The sequence below is a fragment of the Bacillus paralicheniformis genome (assembly GCF_002993925.1).
Taxonomy (GTDB): Bacteria; Bacillota; Bacilli; order Bacillales; family Bacillaceae; genus Bacillus; species Bacillus paralicheniformis.
On the sequence record NZ_CP023665.1, the window covers coordinates 123,585 to 147,483 of the forward strand.

The following is a 23,899-nucleotide window of genomic DNA, read 5'->3' on the forward strand; positions in this document are numbered from 1 at the left end:
TTTGAAGGATCATTCCTTCAAAGCGTGTTCTTTGAAAACTAGATAACAGTAGACATCACATTCAATTAGTAATGCAAGATATCACGTAGTGATTCTTTTTAACGGTTAAGTTAGAAAGGGCGCACGGTGGATGCCTTGGCACTAGGAGCCGATGAAGGACGGGACGAACACCGATATGCTTCGGGGAGCTGTAAGCAAGCTTTGATCCGGAGATTTCCGAATGGGGAAACCCACTGCTCGTAATGGAGCAGTATCCATATCTGAATTCATAGGATATGAGAAGGCAGACCCGGGGAACTGAAACATCTAAGTACCCGGAGGAAGAGAAAGCAAATGCGATTCCCTGAGTAGCGGCGAGCGAAACGGGAACAGCCCAAACCAAGAGGCTTGCCTCTTGGGGTTGTAGGACACTCTGTACGGAGTTACAAAGGAACGAGGTAGATGAAGAGGCCTGGAAAGGCCCGCCATAGGAGGTAACAGCCCTGTAGTCAAAACTTCGTTCTCTCCTGAGTGGATCCTGAGTACGGCGGAACACGTGAAATTCCGTCGGAATCCGGGAGGACCATCTCCCAAGGCTAAATACTCCCTAGTGACCGATAGTGAACCAGTACCGTGAGGGAAAGGTGAAAAGCACCCCGGAAGGGGAGTGAAAGAGATCCTGAAACCGTGTGCCTACAAGTAGTCAGAGCCCGTTAACGGGTGATGGCGTGCCTTTTGTAGAATGAACCGGCGAGTTACGATCCCGTGCAAGGTTAAGTTTGAAAAGACGGAGCCGCAGCGAAAGCGAGTCTGAATAGGGCGCATGAGTACGTGGTCGTAGACCCGAAACCAGGTGATCTACCCATGTCCAGGGTGAAGTTCAGGTAACACTGAATGGAGGCCCGAACCCACGCACGTTGAAAAGTGCGGGGATGAGGTGTGGGTAGGGGTGAAATGCCAATCGAACCTGGAGATAGCTGGTTCTCTCCGAAATAGCTTTAGGGCTAGCCTCAAGGTAAGAGTCTTGGAGGTAGAGCACTGATTGGACTAGGGGCCCCTACCGGGTTACCGAATTCAGTCAAACTCCGAATGCCAAAGACTTATCCTTGGGAGTCAGACTGCGAGTGATAAGATCCGTAGTCGAAAGGGAAACAGCCCAGACCGCCAGCTAAGGTCCCAAAGTATACGTTAAGTGGAAAAGGATGTGGAGTTGCTTAGACAACCAGGATGTTGGCTTAGAAGCAGCCATCATTTAAAGAGTGCGTAATAGCTCACTGGTCGAGTGACTCTGCGCCGAAAATGTACCGGGGCTAAACGTATCACCGAAGCTGCGGACTGTTCTTACGAACAGTGGTAGGAGAGCGTTCTAAGGGCTGTGAAGCGAGACCGGAAGGACTCGTGGAGCGCTTAGAAGTGAGAATGCCGGTATGAGTAGCGAAAGAGGGGTGAGAATCCCCTCCACCGAATGCCTAAGGTTTCCTGAGGAAGGCTCGTCCGCTCAGGGTTAGTCGGGACCTAAGCCGAGGCCGAAAGGCGTAGGCGATGGACAACAGGTTGATATTCCTGTACCACCTCCTCACCATTTGAGCAATGGGGGGACGCAGGAGGATAGGGTAAGCGCGGTATTGGATATCCGCGTCCAAGCAGTTAGGCTGGGAAATAGGCAAATCCGTTTCCCGTAAGGCTGAGCTGTGATGGCGAGCGAAATATAGTAGCGAAGTTCCTGATTCCACACTGCCAAGAAAAGCCTCTAGCGAGGTGAGAGGTGCCCGTACCGCAAACCGACACAGGTAGGCGAGGAGAGAATCCTAAGGTGATCGAGAGAACTCTCGTTAAGGAACTCGGCAAAATGACCCCGTAACTTCGGGAGAAGGGGTGCTCTGTTAGGGTGCAAGCCCGAGAGAGCCGCAGTGAATAGGCCCAGGCGACTGTTTAGCAAAAACACAGGTCTCTGCGAAGCCGTAAGGCGAAGTATAGGGGCTGACGCCTGCCCGGTGCTGGAAGGTTAAGAGGAGCGCTTAGCGTAAGCGAAGGTGCGAATTGAAGCCCCAGTAAACGGCGGCCGTAACTATAACGGTCCTAAGGTAGCGAAATTCCTTGTCGGGTAAGTTCCGACCCGCACGAAAGGCGCAACGATCTGGGCACTGTCTCAACGAGAGACTCGGTGAAATTATAGTACCTGTGAAGATGCAGGTTACCCGCGACAGGACGGAAAGACCCCGTGGAGCTTTACTGCAGCCTGATATTGAATGTTGGTACAGCTTGTACAGGATAGGTAGGAGCCTTGGAAACCGGAGCGCCAGCTTCGGTGGAGGCATCGGTGGGATACTACCCTGGCTGTATTGACCTTCTAACCCGCCGCCCTTATCGGGCGGGGAGACAGTGTCAGGTGGGCAGTTTGACTGGGGCGGTCGCCTCCTAAAAGGTAACGGAGGCGCCCAAAGGTTCCCTCAGAATGGTTGGAAATCATTCGCAGAGTGTAAAGGCACAAGGGAGCTTGACTGCGAGACCTACAAGTCGAGCAGGGACGAAAGTCGGGCTTAGTGATCCGGTGGTTCCGCATGGAAGGGCCATCGCTCAACGGATAAAAGCTACCCCGGGGATAACAGGCTTATCTCCCCCAAGAGTCCACATCGACGGGGAGGTTTGGCACCTCGATGTCGGCTCATCGCATCCTGGGGCTGTAGTCGGTCCCAAGGGTTGGGCTGTTCGCCCATTAAAGCGGTACGCGAGCTGGGTTCAGAACGTCGTGAGACAGTTCGGTCCCTATCCGTCGCGGGCGCAGGAAATTTGAGAGGAGCTGTCCTTAGTACGAGAGGACCGGGATGGACGCACCGCTGGTGTACCAGTTGTTCTGCCAAGGGCATCGCTGGGTAGCTATGTGCGGACGGGATAAGTGCTGAAAGCATCTAAGCATGAAGCCCCCCTCAAGATGAGATTTCCCATTCCGCAAGGAAGTAAGATCCCTGAAAGATGATCAGGTTGATAGGTCTGAGGTGGAAGTGTGGCGACACATGGAGCTGACAGATACTAATCGATCGAGGACTTAACCTAAATGTTTGTGAATCGTCTGACCGTTATCTAGTTTTGAGAGAATGCTCTCAGAAAGCCAAAGGCAAGGAAACTCGGCTAAAGGCCCTCACATCCTGTGAGGAACGCCCAGTACCTTCGTCCTGAAGGCAAATAGTTTGGTGGCGATAGCGAAGAGGTCACACCCGTTCCCATGCCGAACACGGAAGTTAAGCTCTTCAGCGCCGATGGTAGTTGGGGGCTTCCCCCTGTGAGAGTAGGACGCCGCCAAGCTGTTGCACGCAAGTGCAAACGGAGGATTAGCTCAGCTGGGAGAGCATCTGCCTTACAAGCAGAGGGTCGGCGGTTCGATCCCGTCATCCTCCACCATTATAATATTTTGTTGATTAAGCCGGTGTAGCTCAATTGGTAGAGCAACTGACTTGTAATCAGTAGGTTGGGGGTTCAAGTCCTCTTGCCGGCACCACTTTTTTATGATATAATATTTAAGTCTCTTTTAAAGAGCCATTAGCTCAGTTGGTAGAGCATCTGACTTTTAATCAGAGGGTCGAAGGTTCGAGTCCTTCATGGCTCACCATTTTATGCGGGTGTGGCGGAATTGGCAGACGCGCTAGACTTAGGATCTAGTGTCTTTACGGCGTGGGGGTTCGAGTCCCTTCACCCGCATTATAAAAAAGATTTGCGGAAGTAGTTCAGTGGTAGAACACCACCTTGCCAAGGTGGGGGTCGCGGGTTCGAATCCCGTCTTCCGCTCCAACCATCCACGCCGGGGTGGTGGAATTGGCAGACACACAGGACTTAAAATCCTGCGGTAGGTGACTACCGTGCCGGTTCAAGTCCGGCCCTCGGCATTGACATATGCGCCCGTAGCTCAATTGGATAGAGCGTTTGACTACGGATCAAAAGGTTAGGGGTTCGACTCCTCTCGGGCGCGCCATTATGTGTAACGGGAAGTAGCTCAGCTTGGTAGAGCACATGGTTTGGGACCATGGGGTCGCAGGTTCGAATCCTGTCTTCCCGACCATTCTTTGGGGCCTTAGCTCAGCTGGGAGAGCGCCTGCTTTGCACGCAGGAGGTCAGCGGTTCGATCCCGCTAGGCTCCACCATTTATTTTCAAAAAAGCACTTGACTATTTATCTTAAAAGAGATATAATAATAGAGTTGCTTTAATAATGATCTTTGAAAACTAAACAAGACAAAACGTACCTGTTAATTCATTAAATAAATCGCACATGCGAATGTGCGTAGTCATTATCAAACTTCATGGAGAGTTTGATCCTGGCTCAGGACGAACGCTGGCGGCGTGCCTAATACATGCAAGTCGAGCGGACAGATGGGAGCTTGCTCCCTGATGTCAGCGGCGGACGGGTGAGTAACACGTGGGTAACCTGCCTGTAAGACTGGGATAACTCCGGGAAACCGGGGCTAATACCGGATGCTTGATTGAACCGCATGGTTCAATTATAAAAGGTGGCTTTTAGCTACCACTTACAGATGGACCCGCGGCGCATTAGCTAGTTGGTGAGGTAACGGCTCACCAAGGCAACGATGCGTAGCCGACCTGAGAGGGTGATCGGCCACACTGGGACTGAGACACGGCCCAGACTCCTACGGGAGGCAGCAGTAGGGAATCTTCCGCAATGGACGAAAGTCTGACGGAGCAACGCCGCGTGAGTGATGAAGGTTTTCGGATCGTAAAACTCTGTTGTTAGGGAAGAACAAGTACCGTTCGAATAGGGCGGTACCTTGACGGTACCTAACCAGAAAGCCACGGCTAACTACGTGCCAGCAGCCGCGGTAATACGTAGGTGGCAAGCGTTGTCCGGAATTATTGGGCGTAAAGCGCGCGCAGGCGGTTTCTTAAGTCTGATGTGAAAGCCCCCGGCTCAACCGGGGAGGGTCATTGGAAACTGGGGAACTTGAGTGCAGAAGAGGAGAGTGGAATTCCACGTGTAGCGGTGAAATGCGTAGAGATGTGGAGGAACACCAGTGGCGAAGGCGACTCTCTGGTCTGTAACTGACGCTGAGGCGCGAAAGCGTGGGGAGCGAACAGGATTAGATACCCTGGTAGTCCACGCCGTAAACGATGAGTGCTAAGTGTTAGAGGGTTTCCGCCCTTTAGTGCTGCAGCAAACGCATTAAGCACTCCGCCTGGGGAGTACGGTCGCAAGACTGAAACTCAAAGGAATTGACGGGGGCCCGCACAAGCGGTGGAGCATGTGGTTTAATTCGAAGCAACGCGAAGAACCTTACCAGGTCTTGACATCCTCTGACAACCCTAGAGATAGGGCTTCCCCTTCGGGGGCAGAGTGACAGGTGGTGCATGGTTGTCGTCAGCTCGTGTCGTGAGATGTTGGGTTAAGTCCCGCAACGAGCGCAACCCTTGATCTTAGTTGCCAGCATTCAGTTGGGCACTCTAAGGTGACTGCCGGTGACAAACCGGAGGAAGGTGGGGATGACGTCAAATCATCATGCCCCTTATGACCTGGGCTACACACGTGCTACAATGGGCAGAACAAAGGGCAGCGAAGCCGCGAGGCTAAGCCAATCCCACAAATCTGTTCTCAGTTCGGATCGCAGTCTGCAACTCGACTGCGTGAAGCTGGAATCGCTAGTAATCGCGGATCAGCATGCCGCGGTGAATACGTTCCCGGGCCTTGTACACACCGCCCGTCACACCACGAGAGTTTGTAACACCCGAAGTCGGTGAGGTAACCTTTTGGAGCCAGCCGCCGAAGGTGGGACAGATGATTGGGGTGAAGTCGTAACAAGGTAGCCGTATCGGAAGGTGCGGCTGGATCACCTCCTTTCTAAGGATATTATACGGAATATAAGACCTTGCGGTCTTATAGACAGGTGCGTTTAGATCTTGTTTAGTTTTGAAGGATCATTCCTTCAAAGCGTGTTCTTTGAAAACTAGATAACAGTAGACATCACATTCAATTAGTAATGCAAGATATCACGTAGTGATTCTTTTTAACGGTTAAGTTAGAAAGGGCGCACGGTGGATGCCTTGGCACTAGGAGCCGATGAAGGACGGGACGAACACCGATATGCTTCGGGGAGCTGTAAGCAAGCTTTGATCCGGAGATTTCCGAATGGGGAAACCCACTGCTCGTAATGGAGCAGTATCCATATCTGAATTCATAGGATATGAGAAGGCAGACCCGGGGAACTGAAACATCTAAGTACCCGGAGGAAGAGAAAGCAAATGCGATTCCCTGAGTAGCGGCGAGCGAAACGGGAACAGCCCAAACCAAGAGGCTTGCCTCTTGGGGTTGTAGGACACTCTGTACGGAGTTACAAAGGAACGAGGTAGATGAAGAGGCCTGGAAAGGCCCGCCATAGGAGGTAACAGCCCTGTAGTCAAAACTTCGTTCTCTCCTGAGTGGATCCTGAGTACGGCGGAACACGTGAAATTCCGTCGGAATCCGGGAGGACCATCTCCCAAGGCTAAATACTCCCTAGTGACCGATAGTGAACCAGTACCGTGAGGGAAAGGTGAAAAGCACCCCGGAAGGGGAGTGAAAGAGATCCTGAAACCGTGTGCCTACAAGTAGTCAGAGCCCGTTAACGGGTGATGGCGTGCCTTTTGTAGAATGAACCGGCGAGTTACGATCCCGTGCAAGGTTAAGTTTGAAAAGACGGAGCCGCAGCGAAAGCGAGTCTGAATAGGGCGCATGAGTACGTGGTCGTAGACCCGAAACCAGGTGATCTACCCATGTCCAGGGTGAAGTTCAGGTAACACTGAATGGAGGCCCGAACCCACGCACGTTGAAAAGTGCGGGGATGAGGTGTGGGTAGGGGTGAAATGCCAATCGAACCTGGAGATAGCTGGTTCTCTCCGAAATAGCTTTAGGGCTAGCCTCAAGGTAAGAGTCTTGGAGGTAGAGCACTGATTGGACTAGGGGCCCCTACCGGGTTACCGAATTCAGTCAAACTCCGAATGCCAAAGACTTATCCTTGGGAGTCAGACTGCGAGTGATAAGATCCGTAGTCGAAAGGGAAACAGCCCAGACCGCCAGCTAAGGTCCCAAAGTATACGTTAAGTGGAAAAGGATGTGGAGTTGCTTAGACAACCAGGATGTTGGCTTAGAAGCAGCCATCATTTAAAGAGTGCGTAATAGCTCACTGGTCGAGTGACTCTGCGCCGAAAATGTACCGGGGCTAAACGTATCACCGAAGCTGCGGACTGTTCTTACGAACAGTGGTAGGAGAGCGTTCTAAGGGCTGTGAAGCGAGACCGGAAGGACTCGTGGAGCGCTTAGAAGTGAGAATGCCGGTATGAGTAGCGAAAGAGGGGTGAGAATCCCCTCCACCGAATGCCTAAGGTTTCCTGAGGAAGGCTCGTCCGCTCAGGGTTAGTCGGGACCTAAGCCGAGGCCGAAAGGCGTAGGCGATGGACAACAGGTTGATATTCCTGTACCACCTCCTCACCATTTGAGCAATGGGGGGACGCAGGAGGATAGGGTAAGCGCGGTATTGGATATCCGCGTCCAAGCAGTTAGGCTGGGAAATAGGCAAATCCGTTTCCCGTAAGGCTGAGCTGTGATGGCGAGCGAAATATAGTAGCGAAGTTCCTGATTCCACACTGCCAAGAAAAGCCTCTAGCGAGGTGAGAGGTGCCCGTACCGCAAACCGACACAGGTAGGCGAGGAGAGAATCCTAAGGTGATCGAGAGAACTCTCGTTAAGGAACTCGGCAAAATGACCCCGTAACTTCGGGAGAAGGGGTGCTCTGTTAGGGTGCAAGCCCGAGAGAGCCGCAGTGAATAGGCCCAGGCGACTGTTTAGCAAAAACACAGGTCTCTGCGAAGCCGTAAGGCGAAGTATAGGGGCTGACGCCTGCCCGGTGCTGGAAGGTTAAGAGGAGCGCTTAGCGTAAGCGAAGGTGCGAATTGAAGCCCCAGTAAACGGCGGCCGTAACTATAACGGTCCTAAGGTAGCGAAATTCCTTGTCGGGTAAGTTCCGACCCGCACGAAAGGCGCAACGATCTGGGCACTGTCTCAACGAGAGACTCGGTGAAATTATAGTACCTGTGAAGATGCAGGTTACCCGCGACAGGACGGAAAGACCCCGTGGAGCTTTACTGCAGCCTGATATTGAATGTTGGTACAGCTTGTACAGGATAGGTAGGAGCCTTGGAAACCGGAGCGCCAGCTTCGGTGGAGGCATCGGTGGGATACTACCCTGGCTGTATTGACCTTCTAACCCGCCGCCCTTATCGGGCGGGGAGACAGTGTCAGGTGGGCAGTTTGACTGGGGCGGTCGCCTCCTAAAAGGTAACGGAGGCGCCCAAAGGTTCCCTCAGAATGGTTGGAAATCATTCGCAGAGTGTAAAGGCACAAGGGAGCTTGACTGCGAGACCTACAAGTCGAGCAGGGACGAAAGTCGGGCTTAGTGATCCGGTGGTTCCGCATGGAAGGGCCATCGCTCAACGGATAAAAGCTACCCCGGGGATAACAGGCTTATCTCCCCCAAGAGTCCACATCGACGGGGAGGTTTGGCACCTCGATGTCGGCTCATCGCATCCTGGGGCTGTAGTCGGTCCCAAGGGTTGGGCTGTTCGCCCATTAAAGCGGTACGCGAGCTGGGTTCAGAACGTCGTGAGACAGTTCGGTCCCTATCCGTCGCGGGCGCAGGAAATTTGAGAGGAGCTGTCCTTAGTACGAGAGGACCGGGATGGACGCACCGCTGGTGTACCAGTTGTTCTGCCAAGGGCATCGCTGGGTAGCTATGTGCGGACGGGATAAGTGCTGAAAGCATCTAAGCATGAAGCCCCCCTCAAGATGAGATTTCCCATTCCGCAAGGAAGTAAGATCCCTGAAAGATGATCAGGTTGATAGGTCTGAGGTGGAAGTGTGGCGACACATGGAGCTGACAGATACTAATCGATCGAGGACTTAACCTAAATGTTTGTGAATTGTCTGACCGTTATCTAGTTTTGAGAGAATGCTCTCAGAAAGCCAAAGGCAAGGAAACTCGGCTAAAGGCCCTCACATCCTGTGAGGAACGCCCAGTACCTTCATCCTGAAGGCAATAGTTTGGTGGCGATAGCGAAGAGGTCACACCCGTTCCCATGCCGAACACGGAAGTTAAGCTCTTCAGCGCCGATGGTAGTTGGGGGATTCCCCCTGTGAGAGTAGGACGCCGCCAAGCGATGAAAAAGACCAGCTTATATAAGCTGGTCTTTTTTCTTGTTCCCTAAGGTTTTACGATAGCCAAAAGTGGAAATAATAAAGGACGAAGAGCAATTAGTTGAAAAAAAAGCGAAAACCACTTATAGTAAAGTTAAAGTCAAATATAGTCAAAGTCAAGTGAAGGAGGGGGCTGAGTGGGGAAAAATATTTCTGACATAATCGAACAGTATTTGAAACAAATATTAGAACAGAACGGGAAAGAAATATTAGAGATTAAACGGAGCGAAATAGCCGATAAATTTCAGTGTGTTCCTTCTCAGATCAATTACGTGATCAATACGCGTTTTACGAGTGAGCGCGGATACATCGTCGAAAGCAAAAGAGGCGGCGGCGGTTATATCCGAATTATTAAAATTAAAATGAACGATAAAATTGATTTGATTGACAACATTATGAATCATATCTATACAAGGCTCTCCCAGGCTGCTTCAGACGATATCATTTTAAGGCTTTTAGAAAATGGTGTCATTACAAAAAGTGAAGCAAAATTGATGGTGAGTGTCATGGATCGTTCTGTATTATATATTGATTTGCCTGAACGAGACGAATTAAGAGCAAGAATGATGAAAGCCATGCTTACGTCACTTAAATTTAAGTAAAGCGGGTGAGAAGCGTGATATGTCAAGAGTGTAAAGAAAGACCAGCAACTTTTCACTTTACGAAAGTCATTAATGGCGAAAAAAAAGAAATGCATATCTGTGAACAATGTGCGAAAGAAAACAGTGAGTCATATTCTATGAATGAAAGTGGCGGATTTTCCATCCATAATTTATTATCCGGACTGCTGAATTTTGACTCGTCTTTTACTAACAGCAGCGAGGCTCAGCTTTTTCAACAGCCGGACCAGGTTCTGAGATGCAAAAAATGCAATATGACATTCCCGGAATTTCGAAAAACAGGCCGATTTGGATGTTCGGAATGTTATAAAACCTTCCATTCCTATATCACTCCGGTTTTAAGGAAAGTTCACAGCGGGAACACGGTCCATGCCGGTAAAATACCAAAGCGGATCGGCGGTAACCTGCATGTAAGAAGACAAATTGAAGCATTGAAAAAAGAGCTGAAAGAATTAATTCAGCAGGAGGAATTTGAAAAAGCAGCCAACATTAGAGACCAGATCAGGTCGCTTGAACAAAACCTGAATGCAAACAAGGAGGAGGAGGACTGATGTCACTGCAGCATTTTATTCAGAATGCTTTAAGCAATTGGATGCGGCAGGAAGGCCCTGAAAGTGACATCGTGCTTAGCAGCCGGATCCGTCTTGCTCGCAACTTGGATAAAGTTCGTTTTCCAACGCTTTTTTCAAACGAAGAGGCTTCAGCGATTATTACATTGTTTGAAGAACAATTCACAGGCTATGAAGTGCCAGGTATCGGGAAATTTGAGCTTGTGAAAATGGATCAGGTGCAGCCTTTGGAAAAAAGGGTTCTTGTAGAAAAACATCTGATCAGTCCGCATTTGACGGAAGCTTCCTTTGGCGCATGCCTTCTTTCTGAAAATGAAGAAGTGAGTATTATGCTGAATGAGGAAGATCATATTCGCATTCAATGTCTGTTCCCGGGATTTCAGCTTTCAGAAGCATTAAAAGCAGCAAATCAGGTGGACGATTGGATTGAAGAACGGATTGACTATGCTTTTTCAGAACAAAGAGGCTACTTGACCAGCTGTCCTACAAATGTCGGAACCGGGCTTAGAGCTTCTGTCATGATGCACCTTCCTGCTTTAGTGTTAACTAGACAAATAAACAGAATTATTCCGGCAATTAATCAATTGGGGCTTGTTGTTAGAGGAATTTACGGTGAAGGCAGCGAAGCATTAGGGAATATCTTTCAAATTTCCAACCAAATTACCCTCGGTAAATCGGAACACGACATTGTCGAAGATCTGAACAGCGTCGTTGCTCAGTTGATCGAACAAGAGCGTTCAGCAAGAAAGGCGCTTTATCAGACTTCGCAAATCGAGCTTGAAGACCGCGTCTACAGATCTTACGGCGTACTGTCCAATTGCCGGATGATCGAATCGAAAGAAACAGCAAGATGTCTTTCAGACGTTCGTCTTGGAATTGACCTGGGGATAATAAAAGGTCTTTCCAGCAATATACTTAATGAGCTGATGATCCTCACGCAGCCTGGATTTCTCCAGCAATATTCAGGAGGAGTCTTAAGGCCAAACGAGAGGGACATCAGGCGGGCTGCTCTTATTAGGGAGCGTCTGAAATTAGAAAACAACGGCAATAGACAGGAGGATGAAACGATATGATGTTTGGAAGATTCACAGAAAGAGCACAAAAAGTATTGGCGCTTGCTCAAGAAGAAGCTCTGCGTCTGGGCCATAATAACATTGGAACAGAACATATTCTCCTCGGCCTTGTCCGCGAGGGAGAAGGGATTGCTGCAAAGGCGCTGCAGGCATTAGGACTCAGCCCTGACAAGATTCAAAAAGAAGTTGAAAGCCTCATTGGCCGAGGGCAAGAGATGTCACAATCGATCCATTACACACCGAGAGCCAAAAAAGTGACTGAACTGGCGATGGATGAAGCAAGAAAGCTTGGTCACTCCTACGTTGGAACTGAACACATCCTCCTCGGCTTAATCCGAGAAGGGGAAGGTGTTGCAGCAAGGGTGCTGAATAATTTAGGCGTCAGCTTAAACAAAGCGAGACAGCAAGTATTGCAGCTGTTGGGCAGCAATGAGAGCGGTGGCGCTGCTTCAGGCGCCAACAGCAATGCCAACACACCAACCTTAGACAGTCTTGCCAGGGATCTCACGGCGATTGCAAAAGAAGACAGCCTTGACCCCGTAATCGGCAGAAGCAAAGAAATTCAGCGCGTAATTGAAGTGCTGAGCCGCAGAACGAAAAACAACCCTGTGTTAATTGGGGAGCCCGGTGTCGGTAAGACAGCGATTGCCGAAGGCCTCGCCCAGCAGATCATCAATAACGAAGTACCGGAGATTCTCCGCGATAAGCGAGTTATGACGCTTGATATGGGAACGGTTGTCGCCGGTACGAAATACCGCGGTGAATTTGAAGACCGCCTGAAAAAAGTGATGGACGAAATTCGTCAAGCGGGAAATATCATCCTCTTTATCGATGAGCTGCATACTCTCATCGGAGCCGGGGGAGCGGAAGGGGCCATCGATGCCTCCAATATCCTTAAACCGTCTTTGGCGCGCGGAGAGCTGCAATGTATCGGAGCGACAACCCTTGATGAATACCGCAAATACATTGAAAAAGATGCTGCACTCGAACGGCGTTTTCAGCCGATTCAGGTTGACCAGCCGTCTCCTGAAGAGAGCATTCAAATATTGAGAGGTCTCAGAGACCGCTATGAAGCCCACCACCGCGTATCGATTACGGATGAAGCGATTGAAGCGGCTGTGAAGCTGTCAGACCGGTATATTTCGGACCGTTTTCTGCCTGACAAGGCGATCGACTTAATCGATGAAGCCGGTTCAAAGGTTCGCCTGCGTTCATTTACAACGCCTCCGAACTTAAAAGAGCTTGAACAAAAGCTTGATGAAGTAAGGAAAGAAAAAGATGCCGCTGTCCAAAGCCAGGAATTCGAAAAAGCAGCGTCATTACGGGATACGGAGCAGCGCCTGCGCGAACAGGTCGAAGAAACCAAGAAAACCTGGAAAGAAAAGCAGGGACAGGAAAATTCCGAAGTGACCGTCGACGATATTGCAATGGTTGTTTCAAGCTGGACCGGAGTGCCGGTTTCGAAAATTGCGCAGACTGAAACAGACAAATTACTGAACATGGAGAGCATTCTTCATTCCCGCGTTATCGGCCAAGATGAGGCTGTCGTTGCGGTTGCCAAAGCAGTCAGACGCGCGCGTGCCGGCTTAAAAGATCCAAAACGTCCTATCGGTTCTTTTATTTTCCTCGGCCCTACAGGCGTAGGAAAAACGGAGCTTGCCCGTGCACTTGCCGAGTCCATTTTCGGCGATGAAGAAGCCATGATTCGCATCGATATGTCCGAGTATATGGAAAAACATTCAACATCAAGACTCGTCGGTTCCCCTCCGGGATATGTCGGCTATGATGAAGGCGGACAGCTCACTGAAAAAGTGAGAAGAAAACCGTATTCCGTCGTCTTGCTTGACGAAATCGAAAAAGCGCACCCTGATGTCTTCAATATTTTGCTGCAAGTGCTTGAAGACGGTCGCCTGACTGATTCAAAAGGGCGCACGGTCGACTTTAGAAATACGATTTTGATCATGACATCAAACGTCGGTGCGAGCGAACTGAGAAGAAATAAATACGTCGGGTTTAATGTGCAGGATGAAACCCAGAATTATAAAGATATGAAAGACAAAGTCATGGGCGAATTAAAACGCGCCTTCAGACCTGAATTTATCAACCGGATTGATGAGATTATCGTCTTCCACTCTTTGGAGAAAAAACATTTGAAAGATATTGTATCCCTCATGTCAGAACAATTAACTAAGCGTCTGAAAGAACAGGATCTGTCAATTGAGCTGACTGAAGCAGCTAAAGAAAAAATTGCCGATGAAGGCGTGGATCTCGAATACGGGGCGCGCCCTCTCAGAAGAGCAATCCAAAAACACGTGGAGGACCGGCTGTCTGAAGAGCTCCTGAAAGGCCATATTGAAAAAGGCCAGCATATTGTTTTGGATGTAGAAGGCGGAGAATTTGTCGTAAAAACCGAAGCTAAAACGAACTAATATAGAGACAAAAGAAAGAGGCATACGATGTTCATCAGTATGCCTCACTTTCTTATAAAGGGAGCGTTTTGAAAAATCAATGGCTAAAACAAAGACTAAATTCATTTGTCACTCATGCGGTTACGAATCCGCCAAGTGGATGGGGAAGTGCCCCGGATGCGGCACATGGAATACCATGGTGGAAGAAACGATAAAAAAACCCGCCGCCAACAGAAGAACCGCTTTTTCACATTCCGTTCAAACGGTGCAAAAGCCTTCACCTCTCACTTCAATCGAAACAACAGAAGAGCCGCGAATTAAAACGAAACTGGGCGAATTCAACCGCGTCTTGGGAAACGGTATTGTCAAAGGTTCACTCGTTTTAATCGGAGGCGATCCCGGCATCGGGAAATCAACCTTGCTGCTTCAAGTATCTGCCCAGCTCGCTGATTCAAAAGAAAATGTCCTGTACATCTCAGGTGAAGAATCGGTCAAGCAGACAAAGCTGAGAGCAGACCGTCTAGGCATCAACAGTCCCACTCTTCACGTTTTATCTGAAACCGATATGGAGTATATTACGTCTTCTATAGAAGAGATGAATCCATCATTCGTGGTGGTTGATTCGATTCAAACCGTTTACCAAAGTGATATTACATCTGCTCCAGGCAGCGTGTCCCAGGTCAGGGAATGCACCGCTGAGCTGATGAGAATTGCAAAAACAAAAGGGATTCCGATATTTATCGTCGGGCATGTCACAAAAGAAGGTTCGATTGCCGGACCGAGACTTCTGGAACATATGGTCGACACCGTCCTTTATTTTGAAGGTGAGCGGCATCATACATTTCGGATTTTAAGAGCCGTCAAAAACCGGTTTGGATCAACGAATGAAATGGGAATCTTTGAAATGAGGGAAGAGGGCCTTACAGAAGTGCTGAATCCGTCGGAGATCTTTCTCGAAGAGCGCTCGGCTGGAGCAGCCGGCTCGAGTGTCGTGGCTTCAATGGAAGGCACGAGGCCGGTCTTAGTAGAGATTCAGGCGCTGATTTCCCCGACGAGTTTTGGAAATCCGCGCAGGATGGCAACCGGAATTGATCATAACCGCGTCTCATTGCTGATAGCGGTTTTAGAGAAAAGGGTTGGGCTGCTGCTGCAAAATCAAGACGCCTATTTAAAAGTCGCCGGCGGCGTCAAGCTGGACGAGCCGGCGATCGACCTCGCCGTTGCTGTGAGCATCGCCTCAAGCTTCAGAGACACCCCGCCTCATCCGACGGATTGTTTTATCGGCGAAGTCGGCTTGACAGGGGAAGTCCGCAGAGTATCAAGGATAGAACAGAGGGTGCAGGAAGCGGCGAAGCTTGGTTTTAAAAGAATGATTATTCCTTCTGCAAATGTGGAAGGATGGACAAAGCCGAAAGGAATTGAAGTCGTCGGCGTTGAAAATGTAGCTGAGGCCCTTCGAGCTTCATTAGGAGGATCATAATATATGGAAAAAGACAAAAAAGGAGCGAAACAGGATCTTTCAGAAATATTGCAGTTTGTCGCCCCCGGCACACCTCTTCGCGAGGGAATCGAAAACGTCCTTCGGGCCAAAACAGGCGGATTAATCGTGGTCGGCTTCAATGATAAAGTGAAAGAAGTGGTTGATGGAGGGTTCCACATTAATTCTTCTTTCTCTCCGGCTCATCTGTACGAGCTGGCTAAAATGGACGGGGCGATTATTCTCAGCGATTCAGGGCAGAAAATTTTATATGCCAATACGCAGCTTATGCCTGAGGCGACGATACCATCCTCTGAGACGGGCATGAGGCACAGAACGGCCGAGCGTGTGGCCAAGCAGACCGGCTGTCTGATCATTGCGATTTCTGAAAGGCGGAATGTGATTACGCTCTATCAGGAAAATATGAAATATATACTCAAAGATATCGGCTTTATCTTAACAAAAGCCAATCAGGCGATTCAGACACTCGAAAAATACAAACTCATTTTGGACCATGCGATTTCCAATTTGAATGCGCTGGAGTTTGAAGAGCTTGTGACATTTGGGGATGTCATCTCTGTTCTGCATCGATATGAAATGGTGCTCAGAATCAAAAATGAAATTAATATGTATATTAAAGAGCTTGGAACAGAAGGCCATCTCATCAGGCTCCAGGTTAGTGAACTGATCACTGATATGGAGCAGGAAGCGGCGCTGTTCGTTAAAGATTATGTGAAAGAAAAAATCAAAGACCCGTTTGTCCTGCTGAAGCAGCTACAGGATATGTCGAGTTTCGAATTGCTGGATGACTCGATTCTCCTTAAGCTTTTAGGCTATTCTGCAACTACGAATATGGAGGAATACGTTTTCCCGAGAGGCTACAGGCTCCTTCACAAAATCCCCCGTCTCCCGATGCCGATCGTAGAAAATGTTGTCGAAGCATTCGGCCATTTAAAGCTTATTATCGAAGCGGATGTAAAAGAATTGGATGAAGTGGAAGGAATTGGGGCGGTCCGTGCCCAAAAGATAAAGAAAGGGTTAAAGAGACTTCAGGAGAAACATTATACTGACAGGCAGCTGTGAGAAAAATTTCTAAAAGTGATTAAAATTTGCAATTTATGGGTATATTATTCTTACTTTTTGTTTTCCCTTTTTCCGGTTGAAACAGCTGCATTCATAAAAATTAAAACGATTATTTTAAAGGAGGTGAAGGTATGTTGAAACGAATAGTTCAAGCGTTCTTTGCGATTTTGGGAGGCGTTATCGGTATTTTTCTCATACCGGAATTGTTTGTGCTGTTAAATGTACAGGACATACCTTTAGTAACAAACCCGTATGCGTCCGCTTGTTTAGGAGCTATCATCTTTTTTCTTCTGGGCATCTGGTGTGCGGATCATGTCATCAACTGGGTGAAACAAATTGAGGATTCCTTGATCAAAGCACCTGTCTCAGATTTATTGTTCGGCTCTTTGGGATTAATCTTCGGACTTATGCTCGCTTATCTTATCGTCAATGTCATTCCGTTAAAAGACATCCCTTATCAGTTGATCAGCACGGTCATTCCGATTGTGTTGGCCGCATTTCTCGGCTATCTCGGATTCCGTGTAGGTTTCAAGAAGAAGGATGAAATGCTGACACTTTTCACATCGAGAAAGAAAAAAGGTTCTGCTGAGGAAGAGCGTCCCGAAGAAGACAAAAAGCTGAAAATTTTAGACACAAGTGTTATTATAGATGGGAGAATTGCTGATATTTGTCAGACCGGATTTCTTGAAGGCGTCATTGTGATTCCTCAGTTTGTGCTTGAGGAGCTGCAGCATATCGCCGACTCTTCAGACGTCCTCAAACGAAACAGAGGACGGAGAGGACTGGATATTTTAAATCGGATCCAGAAAGAGCTCGATATCAAAGTTGAAATTTATGAAGGCGATTTTGAAGATATTCAAGAGGTCGACAGCAAGCTTGTCAAACTGGCGAAATTGACCTCAGGCGTTGTCGTTACCAACGATTTCAATTTGAACAAAGTATGCGAGCTCCAAAAGGTTGCCGTATTGAACATCAACGACCTTGCCAACGCCGTCAAACCTGTCGTGCTTCCGGGAGAAGAAATGAAGGTGCAGGTCATCAAAGACGGGAAAGAACATAATCAGGGCGTGGCTTATCTGGACGACGGCACGATGATTGTTGTGGAAGAAGGACGAAATTATATCGGCAAACATATCGACGTGCTCGTGACCAGCGTGCTGCAGACAGCGGCTGGCAGAATGATATTCGCCAAGCCAAAACTGCTGGAAAAGGCGCTTTGAAAAAGGGAGAAATAAAATGAATTACGAAGTCGTCATTCCTGCCGCCGGACAAGGTAAACGAATGAATGCCGGGAAAAACAAACTGTTTATCGAGGCGAAAGGAATACCTGTGATTATTCATACATTAAAGGTGTTTGAAAACCATGATGCCTGCAAAAGGATCATTCTTGTCATCAATGAACAGGAATTCGGTGAATTCAGCACCCTTTTAAAAACCTATCATTTTACAACTCCGATCGAGATGGTTCCGGGCGGAAGAGAACGCCAGCAAAGCGTATTTGCGGGTATTAAAGCGGCCGGCAAAGAGGAAACGGTCCTCGTCCATGACGGAGCAAGACCCTTTATTAAACGGGAATATATCGAACAGCTTGTCGAGAAAGCGAAGGAAACAGGGGCTGCTATCGTTGCCGTACCTGTTAAAGACACGATCAAACGCGTTCAAGACGGTGAAGTAGCCGGAACGATTGAACGTTCAAGCTTGTGGGCCGCTCAAACCCCACAAGCTTTTCGTCTTTCTATTCTGATGAATGCTCACCTTGAGGCTGAAACAAAAGGTTTCCTCGGTACGGACGACGCCAGTCTGGTCGAGGAAGCCGGAGGTACGGTTGCAATCATTCAAGGGGATTATCAAAACATCAAACTGACGACCCCGGATGACTTGCTTGTCGCAGAAGCGATATTAGAAGCGGAAAAGAGGAATGAACATGTTTAGAATAGGCCAAGGATTTGACGTCCATCAACTAGTGGAAGGCAGGCCGCTCATTATCGGGGGAATTACGATTCCTTACGAAAAAGGCCTGCTCGGACATTCGGATGCCGATGTGCTTTTGCACACGATTGCGGATGCGTGTCTCGGCGCCGTCGGCGAGGGCGATATCGGAAAACACTTTCCGGATACCGACCCTGAGTTCAAAGATGCCGACTCCTTCAAACTCCTTCGTCACGTCTGGATGATTGTGAAGGAAAAAGGCTATACGCTCGGGAACCTGGATTGTACAATCATCGCCCAAAAGCCTAAAATGGCGCCGTATATCGAAGACATGAGAGCCAGAATTGCCGAAGGGCTTGAGGCGGAAATGTCCCAAATTAACGTAAAAGCGACCACAACCGAAAAGCTTGGATTTACGGGAAGAGCCGAAGGAATCGCCGCTCAGGCTTCCGTTCTGCTCCAAAAGGTATAATTCATTTTGAAGACAGGTTCATTTGATGATAGAATAGGAAATAAATTTGAACTCTGTTAGAGACGAAAGGAAGTTAGACAGATGGGAAACGAAGTTCGGGTTCGTTATGCGCCGAGCCCAACAGGCCATTTACATATCGGAAATGCCAGAACCGCTCTCTTTAATTATTTGTTTGCCCGGAGCCAAGGCGGAAAATTCATCATCCGCATTGAAGATACGGACCGGAAGCGTAACATTGAAGGCGGAGAGCAAAGCCAGCTGAACTATTTAAAATGGCTGGGCATCGACTGGGATGAAAGCGTGGATGTCGGCGGAGAATACGGACCATACCGCCAATCCGAAAGAAACGACATTTACAAAACATATTACGAGGAGCTTCTTGAAAAAGGGCTTGCCTACAAATGTTACTGCACGGAAGAAGAGCTTGAGAAAGAGCGCGAGGAACAGGCTGCCCGCGGAGAAATGCCGCGCTACTCAGGCAAGTGCCGCAATTTAACTAAAGAAGAGCAGGAAAAGCTCGAAGCTGAAGGAAGACAGCCGAGCATCCGCTTTAAAGTCCCTCAAGGAGAAGTCATCAGCTTCAATGACATCGTCAAAGGAGAAATTTCTTTTGAAACAGACGGCATCGGCGACTTCGTTATCGTGAAGAAAGACGGAACGCCTACTTACAACTTTGCCGTAGCTGTCGATGACTATTTAATGAAAATGACGCATGTCCTGCGCGGCGAAGACCACATTTCCAATACGCCGAAGCAGATCATGATTTACAACGCCCTTGGCTGGGACATCCCGGCATTTGGACATATGACATTAATCGTCAATGAAAACCGTAAAAAACTGAGCAAACGGGATGAGTCCATCATTCAGTTTATCGAACAGTACGAAGAGCTCGGCTATTTGCCGGAAGCATTGTTTAACTTCATCACTCTTCTCGGCTGGTCGCCGGTCGGAGAAGAAGAACTGTTTACAAAAGAACAGTTTATTGAGATATTTGATGTACACCGTTTGTCAAAATCACCAGCGGTGTTTGATACGCATAAACTGAAATGGGTCAACAACCAGTATGTGAAAAAACTTGATCTTGATCAGGTGATCGAATTGACCGTTCCGCATTTGCAAAAAGCGGGCAAGGTTTCAGAAGAGCTAACTGGCAGCGAACAGGAATGGGTTCGCAAGCTGATTTCTCTATATCAGGAACAGTTGAGCTACGGCGCTGAAATCGTCGAGTTAACAGAGTTGTTCTTTAAAGACGATATCCAGTATAATCGTGAAGCAAGAACAGTTTTAGAAGAAGAGCAGGTTCCGGAAGTGCTTCATGTATTTGCCGAAAAGCTTGAGCAGCTTGACTCGTTTACGGCAGATGAGATCAAGGCATCCATCAAAGCCGTTCAAAAAGAAACAGGACATAAAGGGAAAAAGCTGTTTATGCCGATCCGCGTAGCGACGACAGGCCAGACCCACGGTCCTGAACTGCCTCAGTCCATTGAATTATTGGGGAAAGACACCGTTTTAAAACGGCTGAATAACATTATTCAATAAGATAAATCGTTGACAGGGATAAGTATAAAGCCAGGGCCTTTAAAGAGAGAGTCTTCATCGGCTGGAAAAGACTTAAGCGCCGGGCTTTAGAAATGCACCTCTTGAGACCTTTGAAGAACGTTTTTACACAAGTATTCAAAGGCGGTATCCGCCGTTATGGATGAGAGTTGAGAAAACAGCTGTGCTGTTTTCTAAACAGAGTGGAACCGCGCGTCAAAAAGCGTCTCTGTCATTAGACAGAGGCGTTTTTTTATATGGTTTGACAATAGATAGAGACAAAGGAAGCGGGGAACGGGGGGAATCATGTGTTCTTTAAAATGCTGAAAGAAGATGTAGATGTCGTATTTGATCAAGATCCAGCTGCGAGAAGCTACATTGAAGTCATCTTAACTTATTCAGGTTTGCATGCTATATGGGCGCATCGAATTGCACATGCTTTATATAAAAGAAAAAGGTTTTTCATCGCCAGAACGATCTCTCAAATCGCCCGCTTCTTTACAGGAATCGAAATTCACCCGGGTGCCAAGATCGGCAGGAGGTTTTTCATCGATCACGGCATGGGGGTTGTGATCGGCGAAACCTGTGAGATCGGAAACAATGTCACGGTTTTTCAGGGCGTAACGCTAGGAGGAACTGGAAAAGAAAAAGGCAAAAGGCATCCGACAATCGAGGATCATGCCCTGATCTCAACAGGGGCAAAAGTGCTTGGATCCATTACAATCGGAAGAGGGGCGAAAATCGGCGCCGGCTCCGTCGTCCTGCATGATGTGCCTGAATGCTCCACCGTTGTCGGCATCCCGGGCCGCGTCGTCGTACAAAACGGAAAGAAAATCAGACGCGACTTGAACCACCAGGACTTGCCGGATCCGGTGGCTGACCGCTTCAGAGAATTGGAAAACGAAATCAGGCAGCTGAAACAAGAGCTCCGGAGAAAAGAAAGGGAAGATGAGCTGTGACACTAACACTGTATAATACTCTCACACGAAAAAAAGAGCCGTTTGTGCCTCTTGAAGAAGGCAAGGTCAAAATGTATGTGTGCGGTCCGACCGTATATAACTACATTCACATCGGAAACGCGAGGCCGGCGATCGTCTATGACACGGTCAGAAAGTATTTGGAGTATAAAGGCTATGACGTCCAATACGTCTCCAATTTTACAGATGTCGATGACAAATTAATTAAAGCGGCAAATGAGCTTGGAGAGGAAGTGCCGGTCATCGCCGAACGCTTTATTAAGGCGTACTTCGAAGATGTCGGTTCACTGGGCTGCACAAAAGCGGACTGCCATCCGCGCGTCACTGAAAACATGGATGAAATCATCGATTTTATTCGAACGCTGATCGATAAGGGCTATGCTTATGAGGCAGACGGGGATGTTTATTATAAAACAAGATCGTTTGAAGGCTATGGAAAGCTGTCGCATCAATCAGTCGATGAGCTGAGATCAGGCGCCCGGATTCAAGTGGGCGAGAAAAAAGAAGATGCGCTCGATTTCGCATTATGGAAAGCGGCGAAAGATAACGAAATCTCCTGGGATAGCCCTTGGGGAAAAGGCCGTCCCGGCTGGCATATCGAGTGCTCTGCGATGGCGAAAAAATATTTGGGCGATTCGATCGACATTCACGCCGGCGGCCAGGATTTGACCTTCCCGCATCACGAAAACGAAATTGCCCAATCGGAAGCATTGACAGGGAAGCCTTTCGCGAAATATTGGCTTCATAACGGCTACATTAATATCGATAATGAGAAAATGTCAAAATCGCTCGGTAACTTTGTGCTTGTGCATGACATTATTAAAGAGCATGATCCCCAAGTGCTGCGGTTTTTCATGCTGTCTGTTCATTACAGACATCCGATCAACTATTCGGTCGAACTTCTTGAAAACACAAAAAATGCTTTTGGGCGTCTAAAAACAGCTTATAGCAATTTGCAGTATCGCCTGAAAAGCAGTACAAATTTAACAGAGGGCGATTCAGAATGGCTCGGAAAAATTGAAGAGCAGCGAAAAGCCTTTGAAACGGAAATGGATGATGATTTTAATACAGCGAATGCAATTTCCGTCCTGTTTGATCTGGCCAAACACGCCAACTACTATCTGCAGGAAAAGAATACTTCAGAACATGTCATTCAGGCATTTCTACAGCTGTTTGACGAGATCTGCTCAGTTCTCGGCTTCTCCCTCAAGGAACAGGAACTTTTGGATAAGGACATTGAAGAACTGATCGAGAAGCGGAATGAAGCCCGCAGAAACCGTGACTTCGCAACATCTGACCAGATTCGCGACCAGCTGAAAAGCATGAACATTATCCTGGAGGACACTCCACAGGGTACACGCTGGAAAAGAGGAGAATCGTAAACATGAATTTGGAAACCATTAAAGACGCCAAACAGCTGAATGGTTTGGCGCTTGCTTACATGGGTGATGCCGTATTAGAGGTATACGTCAGGCATCACCTCTTAAAGCAAGGCATGACAAGGCCCAATGATCTGCACAGGCAGTCGAGGCGCTATGTCTCTGCCAAGTCGCAGGCAAGCATGCTGTTTGCGCTAGAGGAGCAGGGATTTTTCACCGAGGAAGAACAGGCTGTGCTGAGAAGAGGACGGAATGCCAAATCCGGAACGGTACCGAAAAATACGGATGTTCAAACATATCGTTACAGTACGGCTTTTGAGGCGGTCATCGGGTATCTTTTTCTTGAGAACAGGGAAGATAGGCTTAATGAACTCATCAAAGCAGCGCTGGAAAAACGGGATGGCAGGGAGGAAGTCAAATGAGTGAGCAGCATGATTACGTCATAGGAAAAAACGCGGTCATCGAAACATTAAAGTCAGGCCGGGAATTGTATAAGCTGTGGATGGCGGAAAACACAGTGAAGGGACAGGCTCAGCAAGTCGTTGAACTTGCCGCCAAAAAAGGCATCACAATTCATTATGTCCCAAGAAAAAAACTCGATCAAATGGTTTCCGGACAGCATCAAGGCGTCGTCGCTCAGGTCGCGGCTTACGAGTATGCCGAACTGGATGATCTTTTTCAAAAGGCCGAAGACAGAAATGAACAGCCGTTTATCCTCGTTTTAGACGAGATTGAGGATCCGCACAATCTGGGCTCTATTATGCGCACCGCAGACGCGGTAGGGGCTCATGGCATCATCATCCCGAAGAGGCGCGCGGTCGGCCTTACGACGACTGTCGCCAAAGCCTCGACAGGAGCCATCGAACATATCCCGGTCGTCAAAGTGACCAACCTGTCGCGAACCCTGGAAGAAATGAAGCAACGGGGCATTTGGGTAGTCGGTACCGATGCGTCTGGAAAACAGGACTACAGGTCGCTTGATGGAAATATGCCGCTGGCGCTTGTCATCGGCAGCGAAGGAAAAGGCATGGGAAGGCTTGTAAAAGAGAAATGTGATTTTCTCATCCGCCTGCCGATGGCGGGAAAAGTTACGTCCCTGAACGCCTCAGTCGCAGCCGGCCTCCTGATGTATGAAGTGTACCGGAAACGAAGCCCTCTGGGAGAATAGAC

14 protein-coding genes, 9 tRNA genes, 5 rRNA genes and 1 other annotated feature are annotated in these 23,899 nt (G+C 48.5%); all 28 genes read left to right on the forward strand.

Translation table 11 applies throughout. From position 1 onward, the window contains the following. Positions 1 to 103: 103 nt before the first annotated feature. The 28 genes from CP943_RS00665 to rlmB all read left to right on the forward strand — a co-directional run bounded on the left by CP943_RS00665 (position 104) and on the right by rlmB (position 23,897). A 23S ribosomal RNA gene (locus tag CP943_RS00665) occupies positions 104 to 3,033 on the forward strand. A gap of 133 nt (positions 3,034 to 3,166) precedes the next feature. Continuing rightward, positions 3,167 to 3,282: ribosomal RNA gene (rrf, locus tag CP943_RS00670) — 5S ribosomal RNA — on the forward strand. A 20-nt stretch (positions 3,283 to 3,302) separates the two neighbouring features. Then, positions 3,303 to 3,378, forward strand: a tRNA-Val gene (locus CP943_RS00675). A 21-nt stretch (positions 3,379 to 3,399) separates the two neighbouring features. Then, a tRNA-Thr gene (locus CP943_RS00680) sits at positions 3,400 to 3,475 on the forward strand. A 35-nt stretch (positions 3,476 to 3,510) separates the two neighbouring features. Beyond that, positions 3,511 to 3,586: transfer RNA gene (locus CP943_RS00685), tRNA-Lys, on the forward strand. A 6-nt stretch (positions 3,587 to 3,592) separates the two neighbouring features. Continuing rightward, a tRNA-Leu gene (locus CP943_RS00690) sits at positions 3,593 to 3,675 on the forward strand. 15 nt (positions 3,676 to 3,690) lie between these two features. Further along, positions 3,691 to 3,765 (forward strand) — tRNA-Gly (locus CP943_RS00695). Between the two features lie 9 nt (positions 3,766 to 3,774). Then, positions 3,775 to 3,860 (forward strand) — tRNA-Leu (locus tag CP943_RS00700). A 9-nt stretch (positions 3,861 to 3,869) separates the two neighbouring features. Next, a tRNA-Arg gene (locus CP943_RS00705) sits at positions 3,870 to 3,946 on the forward strand. A gap of 10 nt (positions 3,947 to 3,956) precedes the next feature. Next, a tRNA-Pro gene (locus tag CP943_RS00710) sits at positions 3,957 to 4,033 on the forward strand. A 6-nt stretch (positions 4,034 to 4,039) separates the two neighbouring features. Next, a tRNA-Ala gene (locus CP943_RS00715) sits at positions 4,040 to 4,115 on the forward strand. A gap of 154 nt (positions 4,116 to 4,269) precedes the next feature. Further along, a 16S ribosomal RNA gene (locus CP943_RS00720) occupies positions 4,270 to 5,819 on the forward strand. 171 nt (positions 5,820 to 5,990) lie between these two features. Then, positions 5,991 to 8,920, forward strand: a 23S ribosomal RNA gene (locus CP943_RS00725). Between the two features lie 132 nt (positions 8,921 to 9,052). Next, positions 9,053 to 9,168, forward strand: a 5S ribosomal RNA gene (rrf, locus tag CP943_RS00730). Together the 16S, 23S and 5S rRNA genes with 9 tRNA genes alongside form the textbook arrangement of a ribosomal RNA operon. A gap of 175 nt (positions 9,169 to 9,343) precedes the next feature. Continuing rightward, on the forward strand, positions 9,344 to 9,808 hold the full coding sequence (locus CP943_RS00735; protein WP_020449835.1) for a CtsR family transcriptional regulator: 465 nt from the start codon (positions 9,344 to 9,346) through the stop codon (positions 9,806 to 9,808). A 14-nt stretch (positions 9,809 to 9,822) separates the two neighbouring features. Then, positions 9,823 to 10,377, forward strand: a complete 555-nt coding sequence (locus tag CP943_RS00740; protein WP_003178271.1) for a protein-arginine kinase activator protein McsA — start codon at positions 9,823 to 9,825, stop codon at positions 10,375 to 10,377. Next, positions 10,377 to 11,468, forward strand: coding sequence for a protein-arginine kinase McsB (locus CP943_RS00745; protein WP_023855926.1), 1,092 nt, complete (start codon positions 10,377 to 10,379; stop codon positions 11,466 to 11,468). Before CP943_RS00740 ends, CP943_RS00745 begins: the two co-directional genes overlap by 1 nt. Then, positions 11,465 to 13,897, forward strand: coding sequence for an ATP-dependent protease ATP-binding subunit ClpC (gene clpC / locus CP943_RS00750; RefSeq protein WP_020449838.1), 2,433 nt, complete (start codon positions 11,465 to 11,467; stop codon positions 13,895 to 13,897). The genes CP943_RS00745 and clpC overlap by 4 nt, the downstream gene beginning before the upstream one ends. Before the next feature lie 79 nt (positions 13,898 to 13,976). After that, positions 13,977 to 15,356, forward strand: a complete 1,380-nt coding sequence (radA, locus tag CP943_RS00755) for a DNA repair protein RadA (protein WP_105980626.1) — start codon at positions 13,977 to 13,979, stop codon at positions 15,354 to 15,356. Between the two features lie 3 nt (positions 15,357 to 15,359). Next, complete coding sequence (disA, locus tag CP943_RS00760; RefSeq protein ID WP_020449840.1) at positions 15,360 to 16,436, forward strand: DNA integrity scanning diadenylate cyclase DisA; 1,077 nt, start codon at positions 15,360 to 15,362, stop codon at positions 16,434 to 16,436. 131 nt (positions 16,437 to 16,567) lie between these two features. Next, complete coding sequence (locus CP943_RS00765) at positions 16,568 to 17,656, forward strand: PIN/TRAM domain-containing protein (protein ID WP_009330350.1); 1,089 nt, start codon at positions 16,568 to 16,570, stop codon at positions 17,654 to 17,656. Between the two features lie 16 nt (positions 17,657 to 17,672). After that, positions 17,673 to 18,368 carry a 2-C-methyl-D-erythritol 4-phosphate cytidylyltransferase gene (gene ispD, locus CP943_RS00770; protein ID WP_020449841.1) on the forward strand — a complete coding sequence of 232 codons (696 nt, stop codon included), beginning with the start codon at positions 17,673 to 17,675 and terminating at the stop codon, positions 18,366 to 18,368. Further along, a complete protein-coding gene (gene ispF, locus CP943_RS00775) occupies positions 18,361 to 18,837 on the forward strand; it encodes a 2-C-methyl-D-erythritol 2,4-cyclodiphosphate synthase (protein ID WP_020449842.1) in 477 nt (158 codons plus the stop codon). The genes ispD and ispF overlap by 8 nt, the downstream gene beginning before the upstream one ends. Positions 18,838 to 18,918: 81 nt before the next feature. Continuing rightward, complete coding sequence (gltX, locus tag CP943_RS00780) at positions 18,919 to 20,376, forward strand: glutamate--tRNA ligase (protein WP_105980627.1); 1,458 nt, start codon at positions 18,919 to 18,921, stop codon at positions 20,374 to 20,376. After that, positions 20,377 to 20,607: a binding site (T-box leader), on the forward strand. 74 nt (positions 20,608 to 20,681) lie between these two features. After that, complete coding sequence (gene cysE / locus CP943_RS00785; RefSeq protein WP_020449844.1) at positions 20,682 to 21,332, forward strand: serine O-acetyltransferase; 651 nt, start codon at positions 20,682 to 20,684, stop codon at positions 21,330 to 21,332. Further along, entirely contained in the window at positions 21,329 to 22,732 is a 1,404-nt protein-coding gene (cysS, locus tag CP943_RS00790) for a cysteine--tRNA ligase (RefSeq protein ID WP_105980628.1), read from the forward strand. The genes cysE and cysS overlap by 4 nt, the downstream gene beginning before the upstream one ends. A 2-nt stretch (positions 22,733 to 22,734) precedes the next feature. Beyond that, the gene (locus CP943_RS00795; RefSeq protein WP_035337471.1) at positions 22,735 to 23,151 is read left to right on the forward strand and encodes a Mini-ribonuclease 3; all 417 of its coding nucleotides are present in this window, start codon (positions 22,735 to 22,737) and stop codon (positions 23,149 to 23,151) included. Further along, complete coding sequence (rlmB, locus tag CP943_RS00800) at positions 23,148 to 23,897, forward strand: 23S rRNA (guanosine(2251)-2'-O)-methyltransferase RlmB (protein WP_023855918.1); 750 nt, start codon at positions 23,148 to 23,150, stop codon at positions 23,895 to 23,897. The genes CP943_RS00795 and rlmB overlap by 4 nt, the downstream gene beginning before the upstream one ends. Positions 23,898 to 23,899: the final 2 nt, after the last annotated feature.